Source organism: Burkholderia sp. Bp9140 (assembly GCF_003853425.1).
Taxonomy (GTDB): Bacteria; Pseudomonadota; Gammaproteobacteria; order Burkholderiales; family Burkholderiaceae; genus Burkholderia.
Genome location: NZ_QTPQ01000059.1, coordinates 1 through 15630 on the forward strand (window position 1 = coordinate 1; position 15630 = coordinate 15630).

At 66.4% G+C, this 15630-nt stretch carries 15 protein-coding genes; 9 read left to right on the plus strand and 6 right to left on the minus strand.

Translation table 11 applies throughout. The features are described 5' to 3' along the window. Window positions 1-601 (minus strand): alpha-ketoglutarate-dependent dioxygenase AlkB (locus DIE21_RS33890; protein WP_148092770.1); only part of this gene is annotated, 601 nt, incomplete at its 3' end. Between the two features lie 251 nt (window positions 602-852). Here DIE21_RS33890 and DIE21_RS33895 point away from each other — a divergent pair. Continuing rightward, entirely contained in the window at window positions 853-1437 is a 585-nt protein-coding gene (locus tag DIE21_RS33895; RefSeq protein WP_124501729.1) for a malonic semialdehyde reductase, read from the plus strand. A 4-nt stretch (window positions 1438-1441) separates the two neighbouring features. Here the strand turns inward: DIE21_RS33895 and DIE21_RS33900 are convergent, their stop codons facing one another. Beyond that, a complete protein-coding gene (locus tag DIE21_RS33900; protein ID WP_124501730.1) occupies window positions 1442-2590 on the minus strand; it encodes a metallophosphoesterase in 1149 nt (382 codons plus the stop codon). Window positions 2591-3066: 476 nt separating this feature from the next. Between DIE21_RS33900 and DIE21_RS33905 the strand changes: the two genes are divergently transcribed. The 5 genes from DIE21_RS33905 (at window position 3067) to DIE21_RS33930 (ending at window position 9038) form a co-directional block, all read left to right on the plus strand. Beyond that, on the plus strand, window positions 3067-3360 hold the full coding sequence (locus DIE21_RS33905; protein WP_124501731.1) for a hypothetical protein: 294 nt from the start codon (window positions 3067-3069) through the stop codon (window positions 3358-3360). Beyond that, entirely contained in the window at window positions 3357-4406 is a 1050-nt protein-coding gene (mdtN, locus tag DIE21_RS33910; RefSeq protein WP_124501732.1) for a multidrug transporter subunit MdtN, read from the plus strand. The genes DIE21_RS33905 and mdtN overlap by 4 nt, the downstream gene beginning before the upstream one ends. Then, entirely contained in the window at window positions 4387-6477 is a 2091-nt protein-coding gene (locus tag DIE21_RS33915) for an FUSC family protein (RefSeq protein WP_124501733.1), read from the plus strand. The genes mdtN and DIE21_RS33915 overlap by 20 nt, the downstream gene beginning before the upstream one ends. Beyond that, window positions 6464-8020, plus strand: coding sequence for a TolC family protein (locus DIE21_RS33920; protein ID WP_124501734.1), 1557 nt, complete (start codon window positions 6464-6466; stop codon window positions 8018-8020). The genes DIE21_RS33915 and DIE21_RS33920 overlap by 14 nt, the downstream gene beginning before the upstream one ends. Before the next feature lie 310 nt (window positions 8021-8330). After that, window positions 8331-9038, plus strand: coding sequence for an MgtC/SapB family protein (locus tag DIE21_RS33930; RefSeq protein ID WP_124501736.1), 708 nt, complete (start codon window positions 8331-8333; stop codon window positions 9036-9038). 52 nt (window positions 9039-9090) lie between these two features. Here the strand turns inward: DIE21_RS33930 and DIE21_RS33935 are convergent, their stop codons facing one another. Further along, entirely contained in the window at window positions 9091-9810 is a 720-nt protein-coding gene (locus DIE21_RS33935; RefSeq protein ID WP_124501737.1) for an autoinducer binding domain-containing protein, read from the minus strand. A 73-nt stretch (window positions 9811-9883) separates the two neighbouring features. Between DIE21_RS33935 and DIE21_RS33940 the strand changes: the two genes are divergently transcribed. From DIE21_RS33940 to DIE21_RS33950, 3 genes are all read left to right on the plus strand, one after another. Next, window positions 9884-10327, plus strand: a complete 444-nt coding sequence (locus DIE21_RS33940) for a DUF4902 domain-containing protein (RefSeq protein ID WP_124501738.1) — start codon at window positions 9884-9886, stop codon at window positions 10325-10327. Between the two features lie 211 nt (window positions 10328-10538). Beyond that, window positions 10539-11147, plus strand: coding sequence for an acyl-homoserine-lactone synthase (locus tag DIE21_RS33945; protein ID WP_124501739.1), 609 nt, complete (start codon window positions 10539-10541; stop codon window positions 11145-11147). Window positions 11148-11199: 52 nt separating this feature from the next. Continuing rightward, window positions 11200-11961 carry a hypothetical protein gene (locus DIE21_RS33950; RefSeq protein WP_124501740.1) on the plus strand — a complete coding sequence of 254 codons (762 nt, stop codon included), beginning with the start codon at window positions 11200-11202 and terminating at the stop codon, window positions 11959-11961. A 286-nt stretch (window positions 11962-12247) separates the two neighbouring features. Here DIE21_RS33950 and DIE21_RS33955 read toward each other — a convergent pair whose 3' ends face one another. From DIE21_RS33955 to DIE21_RS33970, 3 genes are all read right to left on the minus strand, one after another. Continuing rightward, a complete protein-coding gene (locus DIE21_RS33955; protein ID WP_124501741.1) occupies window positions 12248-12529 on the minus strand; it encodes a hypothetical protein in 282 nt (93 codons plus the stop codon). Window positions 12530-13183: 654 nt separating this feature from the next. After that, entirely contained in the window at window positions 13184-13630 is a 447-nt protein-coding gene (locus DIE21_RS33965) for a hotdog fold thioesterase (protein ID WP_221622412.1), read from the minus strand. Window positions 13631-14041: 411 nt separating this feature from the next. Continuing rightward, window positions 14042-15619 (minus strand): AMP-binding protein, encoded by a 1578-nt coding sequence (locus tag DIE21_RS33970; RefSeq protein WP_260432581.1) that lies wholly within the window; start codon window positions 15617-15619, stop codon window positions 14042-14044. Window positions 15620-15630 lie beyond the last annotated feature (11 nt).

Here is a 15630-nt window from a genome sequence, read left to right on the forward strand (position 1 = left end):
CGCCCGTCCCCGCCCCGACCACCCGCCGAAACGTCAGGTTGACCCGCTCGCCCTGCACGGCCGGTGCCTTCGGCACGCGGTGCTGCCATTCGGCCTGCGTGCGGCCGCGCATCACGAGCAGGCTGCCGTGCGTCAGCCGGTACGCATGCACGACGCCGGTCGCGCGATGACGCAAGTCGAACACGCGCATCGCGCCGAGGCTCACCGACGCGATCACCGGCGCGTCGCCGAGTTCCGGCTCGTTGTCCGCATGCCAGCCGAGGCTGTCCTGCCCGTTCCGGTAGCGATTGAGCAGCACGCTGTTGAAACGCGCGCCGCAAGTCGCCTCGACCGCGCGCTTCAGGTCCAGCACGGCCGGCGTCCACGGCGCGGGCACGTTGCGGATCCCCGAATATACGTAGACGGCGTCCGGCTCACCCTGCCATGCGGTGAGCCGCGGCAGCGGAATGCGGCCGCGCGGCGTGCGGATCGTATCCTGCCGCCACGCGACCTCGTCGACCAGCGCGGCCAGCACGCGATCGGCCTCGGCCGGTGCAAGCCAGTCCGGGTACCAGTCCACGTCGGGCGCGGGCGTATCGGCAAAAAGGTCGGGCGTCGACATGTCGGGATCAGGCAGCACATGAGCGGTGCAGGCGCACCATGTCTGCATGGTAGCCAACGGCGACGCGCACCGCCATGCGCTGTCATTCGGGCGCGTGACACGCCCGTGCACGCCAATCACCAGTCGCGAAGCCGATGCGCTGTCGCGCGCCACGCTATCATCGCGGCCTGTCGCAGCGCCCTCATCCGGGGTGCGGCCTTATTCCGCAATGCGGGCCGGCGCGACCCGGCCGATTTCTTCCCTGACCCACCATGACGCTCTCCGATTCCGCCCTCGACCAACTGTTCCTCACCGCGCGCACCCACAACGCCTGGCAGGACAAACCCGTCGACGACGCGCTGCTGCACCGGCTGATCGATCTGACGAAATTCGGCCCGACGTCGGCCAACGCGAGCCCCGCGCGCTTCGTGTTCGTCAAGTCGCCCGACGCGAAGGCGCGCCTGGCACCCGCGCTGTCCGAAGGCAATCTCGCGAAGACGATGGCCGCGCCCGTCACCGTGATCGTCGGCATGGACTTCGCGTTCCACGAGCACCTGCCACGGCTGTTCCCGCACGCCGACGCGCGCAGCTGGTTCGCCGGCAACGACGCGCTGATCGAAGCCACCGCATTCCGTAACTCGTCGCTGCAGGGCGCGTACCTGATCCTCGCCGCGCGCGCGCTCGGCCTCGATGCCGGCCCGATGTCGGGCTTCAATGCCGCGAAGGTCGATGCGGCATTCTTCGCGGGCACCGCGATTCGCACCAACTTCCTCGTGAATCTCGGCTACGGCGACCCGGCGGGCCTGTTCCCGCGCGGCCCGCGCTTCGATTTCGACGAGATCGCGCGCATCGAGTGACGCGCTAGCGGCCGCGCGTCAACCGGATCAGCGTGATTTCGGACGGCACGCCGAAGCGATTCGGCGGCCCCCAGTAGCCGGTGCCGCGGCTGGTATAGAGCCACATCGCGCCGAACCGGTTCAGCCCGCCGATCACCGGCTGCTGCAGGCGCACGAACGGCGGCCACGGCAGGAACTGGCCGCCGTGCGTATGCCCGGACAGCTGCACGGTGAACCCGGCCCGGCTCGCCGCTTCCGCGCTGCGCGGCTGGTGCGCGAGGAGGATCTTCGTCGCGACGTCGCGCGGCGCGCCCGCCAGCGCCTGCTCGGGGTCGCTGCGATGCGCCGGATCGAACCCGCCCGCCGTGAAATCGGTGACACCCGCGAGCACCGCGCGCGCGCCGTCGTGCTCGATCAGCACATGCTCGTTGAGCAGCACCGTCAACCCGATTCGCCGGAATTCGTCGATCCACGCGTGCGCGCCGGCGTAATACTCGTGGTTGCCCGTCACGAGAAAGCTGCCGTGCCGCGACTGCATGCGGCCGAGCGGCGCCGTGTGTTCGCGCAGCCGCTTGACCGAGCCGTCGACCACGTCGCCCGTCACGACGACGAGATCCGCCTCGAGCGCATTGACCGCGCGCACGATCCGCTCGATATAAGACCGCTTGATCGTCGGCCCGACGTGAATGTCCGACAGTTGCACGATCGCCAGCCCGTCGAGCGCGGCCGGCAGCCCGTCGACCGGAATCGACACGCGCTTGACCGCCGCCGTGCGGCGCGCGCCGACGAATCCGATCGCGCTGACCAGCACGGCGCCCGCCAGCACGCCGAGCGCCGTGCCGGATGCCGCGCCGCTCCATGCGCCGTCGTGCCCCAACTGCCGCCATGCGAAGACGGCGAGCAACACCAGCTCGCGCAGGAACGTCAGCACCAGCAGCGACGAGAAGAAACCCATCGCGATCGAGCCGGCCCAGCCGAACAGCGTCGCGGCCCAGCCTTCGTCGAAGCGGCGCGAGAACATGCCGAGCGGGATCAGCACGACGAAGCTCGCCAGCACCAGCGCCGCGATCGTGCGCGCGAGCGGCGACGCGAATGCGTCGGGAATGATCCGCAGCCCGACATACAAATGGAACAGCACGCCGATTGCAATGAACCGGACAAAGAAACTTCGCATGGAATACTCGCCCTCGTTGCGATACCGCTTCCGCGCTGCGCATCGGACGGGACCGTGACGTCTGGTCTCGTCATGTCCCGCGCCACGCGCCGCGTCCTTCGCACGATGGTACACAGATACCGGCCGGCTCGACCGAACGCGGATTCGTTCGCGCGCCTGCGGCAATCCGGCAATCGTCGCGGCGATTCCCGCGCATCGACAGACAAACGCCGCCCGCACGGTTTCGTCCAACGATCCTTTACAGTCCGGTTGCGCCCCTGCAAGAGCGTGCGCCGGCAGAATCGCGGACCGGCCGCGACCACCGTACCGCGAAGCCCGCCGGCCGGCCCGTCGCGCGCCGCCGGTGCATCCCGCATCGCTGGCGGTCCGCATCGCGCTGATTTATTATCGGCTCCGTATCGCGGAATCGTCGTCGCGGCCGCGAACCGAATTGCACCGCGCCCGGCATCCACTCCCAACGTCGAGCTCGCCACACCATGAGAAAAACAACGCCGCGCGCCCCCCTGCGCGTCGCCGCCGTCCTGGTGCCAGCCCTGCCGCTCGCGGGCTGCACGTCGCGCGGCGCACCGTCGTACGTCCTGTTCGGCGCATATTTCCCGCTTTGGCTCGTGAGCGCGATCGTCGGCATCGCCGGCGCGATCGTCGCGCACCGCGTGTTCGTCGCGACCGGCTGGGCCGCTACCGTCCCCTATCAGCTTGCCGTCTGCACCGCCATCGGGCTCGTGGTCGCCGTGATCGTATGGCTCACCGGCACGGGGCCGTTCGCATGAAGGCCGCCGGAACCGCCCGCCCCTCCACGAAAGGCCGCGTGATCGCGCTGGCGATCGTCGCGCTCGGCATCGCCGCGCTCGCGTACGCGTACCACCGCACGACGGCCTACCCGTCCACCGACGACGCGTCGATCGACGCGGACGTCGTCCACGTCGCGTCGCCCGTCGGCGGCCGCATCGTGCGGCTCGCGGTACACGAGAACCAGCGCGTCGCAAAAGGCGACCTGCTGTATGAAATCGATCCGGTGCCGTACCGGCTGACGGTCGCGCAGGCGCAGGCCGATCTCGAGCTCGCGCGCGCATCGCTCGACACGCGCCGCCGGTCGCTGATCGGCGAGCGCTCGAACGCGGCGGTGGCAGCGGAGCAGGTGAAACGCGCGACGCAGAACCACGATCTCGCGACGCGCGACGTGAACCGGCTCGCGCCGCTCGCCGCGCAGGGCTACGTCAGCGCGCAGCAGTTCGACCAGGCGAAGGTCCGGCAGCGCGATGCGGCCGTGTCGCTCGCGCAGGCGCGGGAACAGCAGCGATCGTCCGCGCAGACGATCGGCGACGACGCCGACGCGATCGCCACGCTCCATGCGCGCGAAGCCGCGCTCGCCCGCGCACAGCACGCGCTCGACGACACGGTCGTGCGCGCGCCGCACGACGGGCTCGTGACGGGCCTGGCCGTGCTCGCCGGCGAAACCCTCGCACCGAACCAGTCGATCTTCACGCTGATCGACGCGAGCGAATGGTTCGCCGTCGGCAATTTCCGCGAAACGTCGCTGAACCGCATCGCGGTCGGCGACTGCGCGACCGTCTATTCGATGATCGACCGCAGCCGTCCGCTGACGGGCAAGGTGGTGGGCATCGGCGCGGGCATCGCGGACAGCGATCGCATCAACCTGCCGCGCACGCTGCCGATCGTGCAGCGCTCGGTGAACTGGGTGCATGTCGCGCAGCGCTTCCCCGTGCGCGTGAAGCTCGACGAACCCGACGGCAAGCTCGTGCGTGTCGGCGCGAGCGCGATCGTCGAGGTCCGGCATGGCTCAGCCTGCCGCTGAGGTCCGCGCGCCGGGCCCGCGCGAAGTCCTGCGACTGCTCGCGCCGTTTCCGGGCCGCACGTCGATCGCCGTGCGGGTCGCGCTGATCTGCGCGCTGACCGCGCTCGTGACGAGCGCGTACGGTACGCCCGAAGCCGCGCTGTCCGCCTACGTCGTGTTCTTCATGATCCGCGCCGACCGCGTGACGAGCATCGTGCTCGCGGCCGCGCTGCTCCTGATCGTCACGCTCGTGATCGGGCTCGTGCTCGGCATCGCGATCTTCAGCATCGACTATTCGATCCTGCGGGTCGCGTGCATGGCCGTGCTGTCGGCCGGGCTGCTGTACCTGACGTCGGCCAGCAAGCTGCGCCCCGTGGGTGCGATCCTCGCGATGATCGTCGGCTTCGGGCTCGACCAGCTCGGCCTCGCGCCGTTCGGCGAAGCCGCGACACGCGCGCTGCTCTATATCTGGCTGACGATCGCGATCCCGGTCGGCGTCGCGATCGTCGTCAACCTGCTGATCGCACCGTCGCCGCGCCGGCTCGCGCTCGCGCAGCTCGCGAAGCGGCTGCGGCTCGCCGCGCTCCGGCTGCGCGGCGACGACGACACGCGCGCCGCGTTCGACGCGAGCCTGCGCGAAGGCGACCAGCAGTTGCTGACGTGGCTCAAGCTGTCGAAACTCGAAGGCACGTCATCCGCCGCCGACGTCGCGGCGCTGCGGCAGGCCATTGCGTCGAGCACGGCGCTGCTGGTCGGCGTCGCGCTGTCCGATCGCGAACCGGACGCGCGGCTGCCCGCCGCGTTTGCCGCGCCGATCGCGGCCACGCTCGACGAGATGGCGGCCATTCTCGAACGCGGCGGCTATCCCGTCGACGTGACGCTCGCGCTGCCGCCGGCCGATGCGCTGCCGCCGCTCGCGCGCGTCGCCGCGACGGATCTCCATGCGGCGGTTACGCGCTTCGCGGAACCGGGCGCGTCGGCCGATGCGGCGGCACACGCGCCGGCCGGCGCCGTCGGCACGGCCGCTGCCGCCCGAGCCGAACCCGCCGCATCGCCCGCGCCGGCGCCGCGCGGCGGCTTCTTCCTGCCGGATGCGCGCACCAATCCCGACCACATCCGCTATGCGTTGAAGACGACCGCCGCGGCAATCTTCTGCTATCTGCTGTATTCGCAGCTCGACTGGTCGGGCATCCACACGTGCGTCGTCACCTGCTACATCGTGTCGCTCGGCTCGACGGCCGAGACGGTCGAGAAGCTTATGCTGCGGATCGTCGGCTGCCTCGTCGGCGCGCTGCTCGGGACCGCGGCGCTCGTGTTCGTCGTGCCGGCGCTCTCGTCGATCGGTCAGTTGATGGCGCTGGTGTTCGCCGGCGCGTGGCTGTCCGCGTGGGTCGCGTTCGGCTCGCCGCGCATCGCGTATGCCGGCTTCCAGATCGCGTTCGCATTTTTCCTGTGCGTGATCCAGGGCGCCGGCCCCGGCTTCGACCTGACGATCGCGCGCGATCGCACGATCGGCATCCTGCTCGGCAACGTCGTCGTGTATCTCGTCTTCACGCGCATCTGGCCCGTGAGCATCGGCAAGCAGATCGACGTCGCGCTCGCGGCGCTGCTCGAGCAGTGGCGCCGCGTCGTGCAGACCGCGCAGCCGGCCGAACGCCGCACCCTCGCCGCCGAAGCCTTCGCGCGCCACGGCGCGATCGCGCAGGAGCTCGGCCTCGTCCACTACGAGCCGTCGTGGGTACGGCCGGCCGCCACGTGGCTCGCCACCCGGCGACGCGCGCTCGCGGAACTCGGCGCGCTCGAGGGGCCGCTGTTCCTGCTCGCCGAGCGCACGCCGGGCGACGCGGCGATCGGCGCGCAGCTCGCGCGCGTGGTCGACCTGCGCGACGGCGCCCCGGCTGTCGACGCCGCTGCGCCGGCGCCACCGTCGAGCCCACGTGCAGCAGCCGTGCCGGCTCCGCCGCCGGCCGCCACGCTCATCGACCCTGCACGCGACGCGCTGCTGAACCTGATCGACACGCGGCTCGCGCACATCGCCGACGCCGCGCGTCAAGCTACCCCGAAGGAGCCTGCCCCTCATGCGCGTCCCTGAACCGCCGCGCGCGTCGATCGCCGCCGCGCTCGCGACCGCCATCGCGCTGACCGGTTGTGCAACGTCGTCGATCGATCTGGCGCCGGAGGCACCCGACCGCCCGTGGCAGCCGCAAACGTCGGCCGCGGGCGACCTCGTGCCGGCGCCGCCGCTCGCGTCCGCGCAACGCGCGCCGCACGACTACACGCTGCCGGCCTCGCCCGCACTCGCGTCGGTGTCGCCGCCCGCTGCGCTCGATGCCACGCATCCGTATGCGCTGCCCGAGCTGATCGACCTCGCCGAATCGACGAACCCGCTGACCCGCATCGCGTGGAACGACGCGCGCAACGCGGCGCTCGCGGTCGGCATCGCAAAGGCCGCGTACCTGCCGAACCTGTCCGCGACCGCGATGGGTGCATACCAGACGAGCCACGGCTCGACATCGACGATCCTCGGCGACGCGTCGAGCAACACGACCGTGCACGGCACGATCTCGGCGCTGTCGCTGCAATGGCTGCTGTTCGATTTCGGCGGCCGCGCGGCGCGCGTCGAGGCGGCCGAGCAGGTGTCGCTCGCGTCGAACGTCGCGTTCACGGCCGTGCACCAGCAAGTGATCCACGACGTGACCGTCGCGTACTACCGGTACGAAGCCGCCCGCTCGCGCGCGGCCAGCGCGCGGCAGGGCCTGGCGAACGCGGATGCGATCCTCGCGGCGTCCCGCGCGCGGCTCAAGCAAGGCGTCGGCACCGTCGTCGAGCTCGCGCAGGCGACGCAGAACCGCGCGCAGGCGAATCTCGCGCTCGTGCAGGCGAGCGGCGCGGAAAGCGACAGCTACCTCGCGCTGGTTTCGGCGCTCGGCATCTCGCCGCTGTCGAAGCCGTCGATCGCCGCGCTGCCGAAGCGCCCGCTGCCGCCCGCGCTCGCTTCGTCGGTTGACGCGATCGTGTCGGATGCGATCGCGCGCCGCCCCGACCTGCAGGGCGCGTATGCGCTCGAGCAGGCCAACCGCGCGAAGATCAAGGCCGCGGAAGCCGCGTTCATGCCGAAGATCTTCCTGTCCGCGTCGACGTCTTACGCCAGCGGCGGCACCGCGATCACCGCGCTGCCCGCGATCGGCGACCAGGCACCGACCGTGAACCTGAACGGCAGCCGCTACGGCGGCGGCGTGTTCCTCGGCGTGACGATTCCGCTGTACGACGGCGGCCTGCGCTCGGCGGTGCTGATGCAGGCGCGCAACGATGCGCAAAGCGCGTCCGCGCGCCTCACGCGGACCAAGGAGGAGGCCGTCCGCCAGGTCGTCGCCGCGCAGAACGCGGTGCAGACGAGCCTCGCATCGCACGACGCGGCGCGGGCGCTCGTCGATGCCGCGCAGACGAGCTACGACGCGGCGCTGACCGCGTACCGGAACGGCGTCGGCTCGGTCACCGATGCGACGATCGCGCAAAGCCAGCTGCTCGCGGCCCGCAACGCGGAAGTCGACAGCTACGCAGGCGCGCTGTCGGCCGCCGCCGCGCTGGCGCTCGCGACGGGGACGATCGGCTCGTCGCCATCATCGTCGCAGTGACGCGCCGGCCGGCCGCCAAACCGGTTGACGCGTGCGCGGGCGGCCCTCTAGAATGCCGCCCATTCTTCCTTCAGGAACCATCGTGGACAGTTGCAGCACTCCGTTGCGTGCGCCGCTTGCCGCCTGAACGCCTGTCCGACGCAGTTCTCCTGCCGCGGCTCGCGTTCCGCGAGCCCGCACGCCACCCGTTTCACATCGAATGACGCATTCGCGCGGTACAGTACCGCGCGATGACGGCTATCGCGCCGCGCTCGGCCTCGCGCCGCCGCGACGCGGGCCGGCATGCGCTCCTTGCACGGCAGGACAACCCATGACTCTCGATTTCGCACTTCGTCTTTTCACCGCGTTCGCCTGCGGCGTCGCGATCGGCCTCGAACGCCAGATGCGGCAACGCACGGCGGGCCTGCGCACCATCACGCTCGTCGCGAGCGGCGCATGCCTGTTCGTCACGCTCGGCGTTCTGACCGGCAACGGCGTGGCCGGCGTCACGCAGATCGCCGCATACGTCGTGTCGGGCGTCGGCTTTCTCGGCGGCGGCGTGATCATGCGCGACAAGGGCTCGATCCAGGGCATCAACACGGCCGCGACGCTGTGGTGCTCGGCCGCCGTCGGCGTGCTGGCCGGCTCCGGCCATTACGTCCCGGCACTGGCCGGCACGGGCGTCGTGCTGCTCACCAACACGGTGCTGCGCGGCGTCAGCCAGGCGATCAACGCGACCCCCGTGTCGAACGCCGATCTCGTGCGCGAATACCAGATCACCGTGATCTGCCTGACCGCCGACGAAGTGCACATCCGCACGCTGCTGTCGAATGCGATGTATGCGAAACCGCTGTCGTTCCAGAGCCTGACGAGCGAGGACGTGCCCGAGCAGCCGGAGCGGCTGAAGGTAACCGCGACGCTGAAGCTGCATCCGAAGGATCAGCAGAAGCTCGAGCAGATCGCGAGCCGGATGAGCATGGAGAAGAGCATTTCCAGCGTGAGCTGGACCGCGAAGGAAGCGGAGCCGATGATGGAGTGAGCGGCGGCGGCCGCTCATGCAACCGGCGGCCGACCGCGCCGCCGGTGCCGCGTCAGGGCGTGTCGATGAGTCCGGCCCCGATCGCCTTGACGACCGCCTGGACCTTGTTCGTCGCGCCGAGCTTCTCGAGGATGTTGTTCACGTGGAAGTTGACCGTACGCTCCGAGATGCTGAGGATCTGGCCGATCTCGCACGCGGTCTTGCCCTCGGCCGTCCAGCACAGCACCTCGCGCTCGCGCGCGGTCAGCGTGACACTCGACTCGGGCGACAGCTTCGGCACCATGAAGCGGCTCATCAGCGAATGCGACAGGTTCGCGAGCCAGTTGGTCTGCAGCGTCAGCATGTTGATCTCGGCCGGGGTGAGCCGGTCGGCGTGACGCGCGATGCTCAACAACCCGAACGCGCCACGCGCCGCCCAGCTCGACTGCGCGACGCCCACCGACAACCCGTAGTCGCGCGCGTCCTGCCACAGCGGGCACGGCTCGATCCGGTCGACGTCGGGCCAGACGATCATGTTGGTGCTCAGCGCGCCGTCGCGAACCGTCGAGTCGATCTCGATGTAGTTCTGCGCCTGATAGTGCGCCATCCAGCCGTCCGGATAGGTATTGAAGATCGCGACGGCCGGCTTCGACACGGGCAGCGGCATGCGAATGCCGTAACAGCAATATTCGAAGCCGAGGCGTTTAGAATAAGCGGCGATCCGCTGGAAGAGCTGCTGCTCGTCTTCCGCGGCACTGAATTGTTGGTAGGCATCCTGCCAGCGCAATTCCATTATTTCTCCGACAACGTCACGCTGTCATAGCTGTCAGGTGCCAGCACCGGTTGGGGGCTGATACATTCCGCGCATGACTTCACCTTTGTTGCACCCGGTCCGCGGCCCGTCTCCGGACGGCTATGTGCGTCTGTCCGAAAGCGCACTGGCCGCGCTCGCGCTCGACCATGTCGCCACCGGCCTCGATGCATCGCTGCTCGCGGAACTGCACGACAGCGCCATCGACGCACGCCTGGCCGGCTACACCGAATGGCACCGCCCGGCCAGCGCCGGCGTCGCATACCTGACGATCGGCTGGGACTGGTATCTCGAACGCGCGACGGGCATGTTCGTGATCGCGGGCGGCGACGTCCGCAGCAACATCATGGCCGTCGACGCCACCGGCGCCGACCTCGGCATGTTCCGCACAGCGGCAGCGCTCGCCGCGCGGCTCGCGTCCATCGACTGGCCGGCCGCGGTTGCGTCGGCACTGCTCGGTCGCAACGACGCCTATCATGCCGGTCCCACGCTCCAGTGACAACCGGCCACGCATTCCTCTGACATTTCCGCAAGACTGGCGCTCTTTATAAGCAAAAGCCGTCCGTATTTCAATCCCGCCGATCAAGAAACCGTTACCACCGGTCGAATGGTGCCGGCGCACGCCCTCACCCTGTAAGAGTTACCAGTTACCGCCTCCTCGGAACGCGCGATGTAATGCGTGCATACCAAAGTACCGATCCGAGGACACCATGCGGACCTTCGTTCACGAAGAAGGGCGGTTGCCACACGAACTTGCAGCGGATCTCGGGCGCTATCGGCGCCGGGTGTTCGTCGAACAGCTCGGTTGGGCACTCCCGTCGGCGAATGAAAACTTCGAGCGCGACCAGTTCGATCGCGACGATACCGTCTACGTGTTCGCGAGAAACGCCGGCGGTGACGTGTGCGGATGTGCGCGCCTGTTGCCGACCACCCGCCCGTATCTGCTGAAGTCACTGTTCGCCGACCTGATCGCCGAAGACGTCGCGCTGCCGCAATCGGCTGCCGTCTGGGAGCTGTCGCGGTTCGCGGCGACCGGCGACGAAGGCGGCGCCGGCAATGCCGAGTGGGCCGTTCGCCCGATGCTCGCCGCGGTCGTCGAATGCGCGGCACAGCTGGGCGCGCGGCAGCTGATCGGCGTGACGTTCGCGAGCATGGAGCGGCTGTTCCGCCGGATCGGCGTGCACGCGCACCGGGCAGGCCCACCGAAGCAGGTGGACGGTCGCCTGGTTGTCGCGTGCTGGATCGACATCGATCCGCAAACGTTTGCCGCACTTGGAATCGAGCCGGGACGGGCCGCCCGGCAAGCCATCGCCGCCTGAGCCGGAACGCGCGTAGTCCGGCCGGGCGGCATCGTAACGAAGGAGAACCACCGTGGACCAGTCTCAGGTCTTTCGCGCGATGATGCCCGGCTTGACGGGTACCGGCGGCGCCCGCATCGCAGTCGCCTACCCGGCGTTTTCGCGGCCGCTGCCGCTCGTGCGGCTCGATCGCCGCGGGCTCGTGTTCCGGGCTGCCGGCGCCGCGCCGCTCGTGTGCGGGCTGCCGCGCGCGGCGACGCTGCTGGTCGCCGACGAGCCGCTCTGCTCGCTGCGCCTCGTGATCCGCGACGTCGCCGCTGTCGGCGACGGCCGGCACGACCTGACGATGCAGCCGTCCGGTGCCGCCGGCGACGAACTGCTGTGGCACGCGCTGCGCGAGCGCGAACCGTACCGGCAGATCCGGCAGCCGCTCGCGCCGGTCGATGCGGCCATCCCGCCGAACGGCGAGCCGCGGGCCGCCGGCGACGCCGCACAGCGTCCGTCGCGCAGCGCGGCGTTCCGCCTGCGCTGCCACAGCGATGCGTTGTTCTTCGCCGACTGGCTCGAATATCACTTCGACGAGCTGCGCGCGCTGTCGCAGCGGCACGGGCCGCAACTGCAGCTCAACGAGCTGCGGCGCCAGGTCGCCGACGACGAGGTGGGCGTGCGCTTCGTCTACGACATCGACGGACACGCGACGCGGCACGCGCTGACCGACTGCGCGCGCGAGGCCTGCGCGTGGATCGAGACGGAAATGCGCAACAAGTACGCGGTGCCGGTTGCGCAGGAGAGGTTCGGCGCGTTTGCCGCCCACGCGCGGGCAGGCGCCATGTGACAGTGACGGCGGCTCTCACGGATACGCGACGGCTGCCGGATCGAGGGGCAAATGCGCTGTGGCCGGACACGGGGGAACGTCGGCAAGGGTCGCGATACGCGCTCCCCTACCCTTGCCAGGACAGCGCGCTGCGCTGCGTTGCACAATTACAACTAGGGCTTGCCAGCCCTCGGGTTTTCCCTTAAAGTTGTGTCTGTCTCCTCCATGTCTCCAAACATGGATTCAGCCCGCTCCAGTAGCGGGCTTTTTCTTGCCCGTATGGTTTATCGGGGTCACATCCTCCTCTCTACCCGCCCGCGGCATGTGCATTGGCCGGCCCCGGCCAGTAGTAGACGAAAGCACACACCAGCACGAGAAGCACGGCAATCATCAGCAGCAGGTGCAACCAGCCTTTCCGGGTCGTCGGCAAGTCCGGCGCGCCGGCCATTGCCATCAGCACCACGATTGCCAGTCCAGCCAGCACCATCGTCCCCTTCGCCACCCACCCGAACGCGACTTCCAGCACAGCCATCAATCGAGACTGACGATACGGGCCGGCGACCGGTCGGCGCAGATCGGGCTTACGCATCGTGTTGCCCTCGCATCCCGCATGCAGGCCCGCATGTTGATCTGACGACACGGAAACACCGGATTCCGGTCCGCGCGCATCGCGCTGTCCGCAACGACCGACTCATCGCTCGGTTCCCCCCTTTTGGCGCACGGATTCGCCGCGACGCCGCGTCTCCGGTCGACTCAGCGTACCGCCCACCACACCACCCAAAACAGCGCGCCCGTCAACAGCGTCGCGTACTCGTCGGCAAGCGCCACGACCAGGCCCTCATCACACCGGCACGGCGACGCTGCGATGTCCCGTTTGCCGTGCCGCGAACGGCACCATTTACCAACTCAAGTCTGCCCCTAACGCTTGACGACGGACGTAGGAGACTCCGCTGTCGTCTTCATGGCGTGGCCTCCGGGTCTTGACGACAACGTCATACCGGAATTTTCCCCTTTCAAATAGGACAGTCTTGTGGGTGAGGGTCTCAATCAGATCTCTATCGCTCGTTATCAAATGGATACTCATGTATTTCGCGAGCGCAGCTTGATCCGTCCCACGAAACCACTCGTACCGATCGCCTCTTCAAAACACCGCCGCGCGTGCCGCCCTCCCTGTCAGGGAGACGTGTCCTGACCGGTCGCAGTCTCTAAGAACTGCCCCAAAAGCGATCGACAATCACGAAATTTAAAGATCTATGACCGGTCCACCGAGCGTGCGCCCAAGAGACTGCACTACTGCCACAACGCGTCCATCAGCGCCAGTGACCGTAACCGAATAAACCCGATTTCGCCCCTTGTGGGCAGTCTCACTGGCCTCCGCAACAATGCGCTCGCCGCTTTTGACGGAATCAATAAAAACAATACTCGCACTCTGTGACACGCTCGCCTCATTTCGACTGTTACATGCATACGCAAACGCCGTATCTGCGAGCGCGAATAACATTCCTCCATGTGCGATACCATGACCATTCAGCATGCCAGGTTGAATGGTCATCGACAAACGCGAATATCCCGGTCCGGTTTTCTCGATTTCAATATTCCAGGCCAACCCAGTGCCCTCACGCGAAAGCATCTCTTTCGCAACCCGCTCCGCCAACGCAGCCTCGCTCACATTTTCCACTTTCCACCCCAATTCATAAGATCGTTGCCGCGGCACCACTTACAGATGATTTTTCATTAAATTTATCAATGAAACAGATTCGGAAGGATTGATGATCTGCCACTTCGGCTGGCCCAAACGGGCGTAATAGCCCCCTACAGAATCGACGCCCCGATTCGCCTCAAGTCGTTGAATTGACCGGATGCAGCCAATTTCCGTTTAGGTTGCAGCGCTTAAAACTGCGTCCACACGCCTGTTTCATCAATTTGAGCAATCATTTCCAAATGCGCCAGAGCATCTCATTGCCACTCAAAATTCCCTCGCGGAATACGCAGCGCCATCCTTTTGACGACGCAAGCACGGGCCAAACACGAGCACACCTGTCATGCAAGTAGCAATCGCATGATGATTCCAAGCTTCTCCGCGAATGGCCCATAAACTTCCTTAGCTATTTCCCTTCAATTTCATTTCTACAATTGCCTTTCTCACAAGATCTTTCGTCACCTTCCCGTAACCCGACTTAGGAAGATCTTTCCAGAAAAAATAATGCCGAGGCTTCTTGTACGAAGCAATTCTTCCATTTAGCCATGCATCCAGGTCTGGACAGGACGCTTCATCTCCTTCATTTTTAAGCACACAAACCGCAATACCAATCTCGCCCCATTCCTCGTCCGGCACCCCAACGACAGCGACCTCGCTAACCAAAGGATGTGCAAGTATCTGTTCTTCAATCTCGCGGGGGTAGACATTCGACCCGCCAGAGATATACATGTCTGACTTCCGCCCGGTGATAAACAAGAAACCATCCGAATCAAGATATCCCAGATCACCGGTGTGAAACCATCCATTCTTAAAACATTTTTCTGTCGCGAGCTGATCGTCAAAATAGCCCTCGAAGACTGCCGGTCCAATCACACAGATTTCACCAACCTCACCTGGCTCGACCTTGTGGCCTTCTTCATCGTGAATTTCGACATCCATTCCCGTCCGCACAAAACCAGCAGTTGCGCTACGCGTCCGGCTTTCGAGGTGCCATTCAGGAGGCAGAAAAGAGATGGTGCCGGCAACTTCAGCCAGCCCGTAATATTGGACGAGCACCGGCCCCAGAAGACGTAGCGCCTTTTCACGATCCGAATCGTACATGGGCGCTCCTGCATAAACCACGTACCGCAGCGAGGAATGATCGTGCCTCGACAAACCTTCGTAGTCCACAAGCCGCTTCAGAATGGTAGGAACCGTGAACATATTGGTTATCTTCCAGCGAGCAATAAGACTGAACACCTCCTCTGGATCAACCCTGCCGCTTTCCGGCAAAACAGATTTCACACCCCTGGCAACTTGCACCAGGAAATGAACTCCCGCACCGTGCGAGAGCGGTGCTAGCACCAAGGAAGCGTCATCGGCGGTCATCGACGGCATCAGGTCACAAAGCTGATTATTGATAGCGAACGCCATCTGACCATGTGTCATGGTCGCCGCCTTCGGGCGCCCCGTCGATCCCGAAGTAAACATAATCCAGCATAGGTCATCGTAGTTGACCGCAGCTGGCAGGACGGCTTCCCCTGCAAAATGGGCTAATACCTCTTCATATTGATCAGAACCGGAATTTTCAAGACCACCTGCCCAGCTCAATGCGAAACGCAAGCCCTCGGTTTCCAGGCGAGCTGACTCGACATGAGAGAAAAACTCGGCACCATGCATGAAGCCGATTGCGCGACTGACTCGTGCCTGATATGCCACCTCCATCGGAGTAAGTCTGAAATTCACCGCTGTGAAGACCGCGCCCACGCGAAAGCAGGCGAACATCGTTTCGAGCATTTCCACGCAATTACGGGATTGCACGAGAATCGTGTCGCCCTTTTTTATTTCATATCGCCGCACAAGTGCCGCCGACAATGCATCAACGCGACTGTTGAATTCAGCCCATGTGATCGTCCCGGATCCGCAGGCGATTGCAATATTCTTGGGGAAACGCGTGGCGGAATTTTCCAGCAATGAAGCGAGATTTGCTGTGAGACGCATCTGGTTTACTC